The following is a 6,188-nucleotide window of genomic DNA, read 5'->3' as shown; positions in this document are numbered from 1 at the left end:
TAACCTCCGTCATGGACGCCCACCCAAACGGCTGCCCCGCAGCGGGGGTTGGGCGTTTCACCCGGTGCCCCCCCCCCCTCTCCGCGTCGGGTCGGAACGCTCCGGCGGAGCGGCACGGGGTATACCTGCAAGGTGCGCTCGGGAACCGGGTGAGCGCTGGTGGACAGGGGGTTTCGGGTGGTGGTCCGAGAACTCGTCGGGGTGGCCAAGAGCTACCGGGCGCGACCGGTGCTCCGGGGTGTCGATCTGTCGGTGACCGCGGGCGAGGTCGTCGGGATCGCGGGCACCAACGGTTCCGGGAAGTCCACGCTGCTGCGGATCCTCGCCGGGCTGTCCAGGCCGTCCGGCGGAACCGCCTCCGGGAAGCCGCGCACCGGGTACGTGCCGGACCGGTTCCCCGCGCGGCAGCGGATGAGCGCGCTCTCCTACCTCTCCCGGCTCGGCCGGATCAGCGGACTGTCCAAAGCGGACTCCCGGCGCCGGGCCGGGGAGTGGCTGGAGCGGTTCGCGCTGACCGGGGGACCGGACACGCCGCTGCGCGACCTGTCGAAGGGCAATGCGCAGAAGGTCGGCCTGGCGCAGGCGCTGTTATGCGGACCTGAGCTGCTGGTGCTGGACGAACCGTGGTCCGGGCTGGACGCCGGCACCCGCTCGGTGCTCAACGACGTCATCGACGAGTTGGCGCTCGACGGCACCGCCGTGGTGTTCACCGACCACCGGCCGGACTTCGCGCGCGGCGAGTCCGTCCGATCGCACCTGCTCGTCGACGGGCGGCTCCAACCGCTCGACGCCGAGGCGGCGACCTGCCGAATCCTGTTGCGCGGCGGGGAGGACGCGGACTGGGCCGGTCGGCGCGGTGTGCTGTCGGTGCGGCACGGCGACGACCTGGAGCTGGAAGTGGCCGTGGCGGAACGGGAATCGGTCCTGTTCGAGGCGGTCCAGCGCTGCTGCGCGGTGATCGCGGTGGACTCGGAGGTGGGGAGCCGATGACCGCGCTGATCGGTTACCGGCTCGCCGAGCTCGGGCATTCGCAGCGCTACCTGCCGCCGGTGCTGCTCCACATAGGACTGATCGCGGTCCTCTACAGCGACAACACCGGGCCGGCGCTGCCCGGCTTCGCGGTGACCGCTGCCGCGCTGCTGGTGGTGTCGGGCTGGCTGACGATCGCGCTGGTCGACGTGGAGGACGTCGTGCAGCGCACGATCACCCGCGCGCACGCCAGCTCGGCGCAGCGGGTGCTGGTCGGCACGGTGCTGACCGTGCTGTGCTGCGCTGCCGGGCTCTCCGCGCTGACCGTCGCCTGGTCGCAGGTGTCGTCCGGATTCGCCTACTCCGCAGCAGATCTCGGCACCGGGCTGCTCGGGAACCTGGTGTGCGCGGCGTTCGGCATCGCGATCGCGCTGCCGTGCTCGGGCCTGGTCGTCCGCCGGATCGGCTACACCGCGATCGCCGCGGCGGCGCTGTTCGCGGTCGTGCTGCTGGTCGAACAGCTCCCGCTCGCCCACCCGGTGGTGTTCGCGCTGAGCGCCGGGACGGTGCCGCCGGCCCTGCTGGTCCAGTCGACGCTCACCGCGCTGGTCGCGCTGGTCGCCAGCACTCTCGGCGTAAGCGCCTGGGTGGTCCGCCGCTCCTGACTAGCGCTTCGGGATGAGCACCCAGAGGGCCAGGTAGATCAGGAACTGCGGTCCGGGGAGCAGGCAGGACAGCAAGAACAGGAGCCGGACGGTGAACGGCTTCATGCCGAACCGCTCGGCGAGCCCGGCGCACACGCCGGCGATCATCGCGCCTTCCTGCGGCCGGGCCAGGGACATCCGATAGGTCGTCATGCCTCCAGCATCCGCACCGGGGCCCGCTCCGACGTCAGGGAAGAACCCCGAGTTCTCCCGGAGGCTCAGCCCGTTCTCCGGCGGAGGGCCAGGTCCGCGGGGTTGGGGAGGACGAAGCGGTCCTTGGCTCCGTCGAGGAATCCGCCGCACGGGTCGTCCAGGGCGTCGTGCACCCGCTCCGGGCGGACCGCCAGGGTTGCGCGGACCTTGTCGAGGGCCGGGTTCAGGATCTCGCGGACGACCAGCACGCACAGCGCCACCACCACCGCGTCCCGGATCAGCACCGCGCCCAGGAACCAGCCCTCCGGCAGGCCCTTGTTGGCCGTGCCGAGGTAGTAGTACATCCGCGGCGCCCACACCGCCGCGTCGACGGCCATCCACGCCAGCAGCAGCCGCCAGCGCGGGATCGCCAGCACCGCCAGCGGCACCAGCCACAGCGAGTACTGCGGGCTCCACACCTTGTTGGTCAGCAGGAACGCCGCCACCACCAGGAAGCACAGCTGCGCCAGCCGCGGCCGGGTCGGGGCGGCCAGCGCCAGCCAGCCGATCGCCGCGCAGGCCAGCAGGAACAGCGCGAGGCTCACCGCGTTGAGCACCGCCGGCGTCGCGCCGTTCTGCAGCACGCCGTCGAAACCGTCCCAGCCGGTGAAGTACATCAGCGCGTTGTACAGCGAGTCCGGGTCGGCCGGGCGCTCGTTGTTGAGCCGGAAGAACTCGCTCCAGCCGTCGGGGTAGAGCACCAGGACCGGCACGTTCACCGCCAGCCAGGCCAGCGCCGCGGCCAGCACCGCGCGCATCGCCTCCGAGACCTTCCCGGCCCGCCAGGCCAGGACCAGCAGCGGTCCGAGGAAGAACAGCGGGTAGAGCTTGGCCGCCCCGCCGAGCCCGATCAGCACCCCGGCCAGCACCGGTCGGCGCCGCGACCAGGCGAGCAGGCCCGCGGTGCCCAGCGCGGTGGCGAGCGCGTCGAAGTTGGTGAAGGCGTGCACCAGGACGAGCGGTGACAGCGCGGCGATCGCGACGTCCCACACCCGCCTGCGGCACAGCAGGACCAGCGCCCAGATCGTCACCAGCCAGCCCGCGGCCAGCCAGAACGCGGTGAGGTTGAAGTACAGGACGCTGGTCAGACCGCCGGGCAGCAGACCGAGCCCGGCCAGCGTCGCCCACCCGTCGGCGGCCCGCGCGTTGATCCACTGGAAGACCCCGGTCAGCACCGGGTACTCCATGTACCGGACCTTCTCCTGCGGCGTGCCCGGCTTCTCCAACCACGCCGTCTTGTACGGGAACGCGTCGTCGGGCGCCAGGTCGCCCATCCCGTAGCGCGGGATGATGTCGGTGTAGCACATGGCGGTGTACTGCTTGTTGTTCCGCCAGTCCAGCTGCGGTCCGGCACTCGAGTCGTAGGTCATCTGGCAGGGCGCCTTGAACAGCCACGCGGCGGCCAGCACCAGGACCGCGAACAGCAGGACCACCCGCAGCGGCGTCCAGAACCACTGCCTGCCGAGCTGCGCGTGCCGCCCCAGCCGACCGCCGAAGGGGCGGCTGATCCGCTGCGCCAGCGGCTCCGACCAGGTCGGCGCGACGCGGTCGGCGGGGCCGAGCGAATCGCTGTCCACCGCCGAGTCCGGGCGCCGACCGGGGATCGGCGGATCAGTGCTGGCGGGCTCGGTCGAGGTGGACACGCCCGGATGCTACTTGGCCCGAAAACGCGGGAGGGGCACCCGCCACCGCGGATGCCCCTCGTGCGTGAACCGACCGTCAGCCGGAGCTGCCCGGCCCGTACGTCGGTGCGACGTTGTTGCCGTCACCGGTTCCGCTGTCACCGCCGCTGTCCGGCGGGCACGGCGGCTCGAACAGGCCACCGCAGTTCTTGCCCGGCTTCTCCTTGCTGGTCGTCGGGCGCTGCGATTCGCTCGGGTCCTGGGACTCGCTCGGGTTCTGCGATTCGCTCGGGTTCTGCGACTCGCTCGGCGGAGCGGTCTCCGACGGCGGCGGAGGCGGCAGCGGGATGTCCTCGAACTGCCCGATCGCGTCGCCCTTCGGGATCTGCTCCTGCTTCTTGCCCTTCAGGTAGGAGTTCATGAAGGTCTGCCACACCTTGGCCGGGTGCGAGCTGCCGTAGAAGCTCTTGCCCGAGGCGTCGCGCAGCGGCTTCGGGCCGCCTTCGTCGTTGAGCATGCCCACCGCGGCGGAGACCTGCGGCGTCCCGCCGACCATCCAGGCGTTGCGGTTCAGGTCCGTCGAACCCCACTGGTGGGTACCGGTCTTCGACCACACCGGGCGGCCGCCGTCCAGCGGGACCTTGCTGCTCGTCGCGACGTCCTTCATCGTCTGGGCGACGTTGTAGGCGATGTCCCGGCTCTTCTTCGCGTCGTCGCCGTAGGCCGGCTTCGGCTTCGGGATGTCCAGCTCGCGCGGACCGGTCTCGGAGCCGACCGCCTCGGTCACGAAGTGCGGCTTGACCCGCTGACCGCCGTTGACGAACGTTCCGTACGACGCGGCCATGTCCGCCGGCTGCACCGGGTACATGCCCAGCGCGATGCCCAGTTCGACGACGCCGTCGCGGTTCAGCACGGTCGAATCCGAGATGCCCGCTTGGTGCGCGACGTCGGCGACCTTGGGCGGCCCGACCTTGTTGGCCAGGTTGACGAACACCGTGTTGACCGACTTGGTCATCGCCTCGCGGACGCCGCAGCGATCCGGGATGTCGCACTTGACGCCGGGTGCGTTGCCGAACGTCGTGCCCGCGATGTCCTGCTTGTCGCTGCCGTCGTAGAACTCACCGATGCCGATGCCCTGCTCCAGTCCGGCCGCCACCACGAACGGCTTAAACGAGGAGCCCGGTTCCTGCGGCTTGCTGGCCCAGTCCAGGTCACCGTTGTTGCGCTTCGAACCGTAGTAGGCCAGGATCCCGCCGCTCTCCGGGTCGACCGCGACCAGCGAGGTCCGCAGCGACTCCGGCTGGCCGTCCATCTCGGAGTGGACGGCTTCCTCGGCCTTGCTCTGCGCGTCCGGATCGATGGTGGTCTTGATCCGGTAGCCGCCGCGGTACAGGTCGTCCTCGGACAACCCCTGCTCTCCCAGCTCCGCCCGGACGGCTTCCCAGATGGCGTCCTGCTCGGGGGTCAGCCGGGACTCCTTGCGCCCGTTCTCGCGCGGGAGCGTTTCCGGGTACTGGATGCTCTGCCGCTCACCGGGCTGGAGGAAACCGTTGTCCTCCATCCGGTCCATGACGTACTCCCAGCGCTTGCGGCCCTTCTCCGGGTCGAGGCCGGGGTCGTTGCTTCCGACGCCGCCCTTCCCGCCGTAGGGGGCCTGCACGACACCGGCGAGGATGGCCGACTCGGCGTCGTTGAGGTCCTTCGGGTCCTTGCCGAAGTACGCCTTCGCCGCGGCCTTGAGGCCGTGCGTGCTGCGCCCGTAGCTGGCGGTGTTCATGTACGCCAGCATGATCTCGTCCTTGGACTTGCTGTTGGTCAGCTTGTACGCCAGCACGATCTCCTTGACCTTGCGGACGTAGACCGGGTCCTTCTCCATCTCCCCGTCGAGCTTGAGGAACTGCTGGGTGATGGTGGAACCGCCGCCGACACCGGAGCCGGTCAGCATGAAGTAGACCGACCGCGCGATGCCCTGGAAGCTGAAGCCGGGGTTGTCGCGGAACGACGCGTCCTCCGCGGCGATGGTGGCGTTCTGCATCGCCGGCGAGACCTCGCTGATGTTGTGCAGCACCTCGCGGGTGTTCTCGTTGGTGACGCGCGCCATCGGCTCGCCGTTGGCGTAGAGCAGGTCGACGGGCCGGTTCATGCCCATGACCTTCGCCTGGTCCGGCGGCTGCCACATGATGTAGCCGTAGATGAACACGGCGACCGGCAGCAGGACGGCCGCGGCGATGCCGACGTAGCAGGTGCGCCGCACCCGCCGCCAGAGCGTGGCGCGCTTGGCCCGGCGGGCGCTCATCTCGTCGTCCGGGTCGTCGCCGGACGGGCCGAAGTCGTCGAATCCGTCGTCGCCATCTCGATCATTCCCGTGCGGGGCGTCGGCGCGCCCGTCGTCGTAGTTGTCGTACGGGTCGTCGTCGGGTTCGGAGGCGTAGTAGTTGTAGGTGCCCTGGTCCTGGTGCGTGAGCAGCTGCGGCTCGCGGGAATTCCCGGCACCACCGGCAGCACCCATCGCGGCACCAGCGGCAGCACCAGCCGCACCGCCTGCGGCACCAGCTGCTCCAGCAGCACCTGCCGCACCAGCCCCGGCCGCACCTGCAGTGGACGGACGTGGAAGAACCGGATCGCCACGAAGTCCGGGCGGGTGCCCATGTCGAACCAGTGCGTGGTGTTGGCCGGCACGCTCAGCAGATCCCCCGCCTCG

Annotated in this window: 5 protein-coding genes and 1 pseudogene; 2 read left to right on the top strand and 4 right to left on the bottom strand. The window is 70.5% G+C overall.

Features of this window, described 5'->3' with window-relative positions:
- Positions 1-159: 159 nt before the first annotated feature.
- On the top strand, positions 160-990 hold the full coding sequence (locus ABTZ89_RS34235) for an ABC transporter ATP-binding protein (protein ID WP_502949641.1): 831 nt from the start codon (positions 160-162) through the stop codon (positions 988-990).
- Positions 987-1,634 (top strand): hypothetical protein, encoded by a 648-nt coding sequence (locus ABTZ89_RS34230; protein WP_351052656.1) that lies wholly within the window; start codon positions 987-989, stop codon positions 1,632-1,634. The genes ABTZ89_RS34235 and ABTZ89_RS34230 overlap by 4 nt, the downstream gene beginning before the upstream one ends.
- Here ABTZ89_RS34230 and ABTZ89_RS34225 read toward each other — a convergent pair whose 3' ends face one another.
- The 4 genes and pseudogenes from ABTZ89_RS34225 to ABTZ89_RS34210 all read right to left on the bottom strand — a co-directional run.
- Positions 1,635-1,826, bottom strand: coding sequence for a PspC domain-containing protein (locus tag ABTZ89_RS34225; RefSeq protein ID WP_270954480.1), 192 nt, complete (start codon positions 1,824-1,826; stop codon positions 1,635-1,637).
- Between the two features lie 65 nt (positions 1,827-1,891).
- Positions 1,892-3,508, bottom strand: a complete 1,617-nt coding sequence (locus tag ABTZ89_RS34220; protein ID WP_408641998.1) for a glycosyltransferase family 87 protein — start codon at positions 3,506-3,508, stop codon at positions 1,892-1,894.
- Positions 3,509-3,584: 76 nt separating this feature from the next.
- Positions 3,585-5,996: a transglycosylase domain-containing protein gene (locus ABTZ89_RS34215; RefSeq protein ID WP_351052652.1), complete on the bottom strand. Its 2,412-nt coding sequence runs from the start codon at positions 5,994-5,996 to the stop codon at positions 3,585-3,587.
- A 98-nt stretch (positions 5,997-6,094) separates the two neighbouring features.
- Positions 6,095-6,188, bottom strand: a pseudogene (locus ABTZ89_RS34210) (cupin); the annotation flags it as partial.

This window comes from Saccharopolyspora sp. NPDC002686 (assembly GCF_040295745.1).
Taxonomy (GTDB): Bacteria; Actinomycetota; Actinomycetes; order Mycobacteriales; family Pseudonocardiaceae; genus Saccharopolyspora; species Saccharopolyspora oryzae.
The sequence above is the reverse complement of the archived record's forward strand: the minus strand, read 5'-3'. Positions and strand labels throughout refer to the sequence as shown.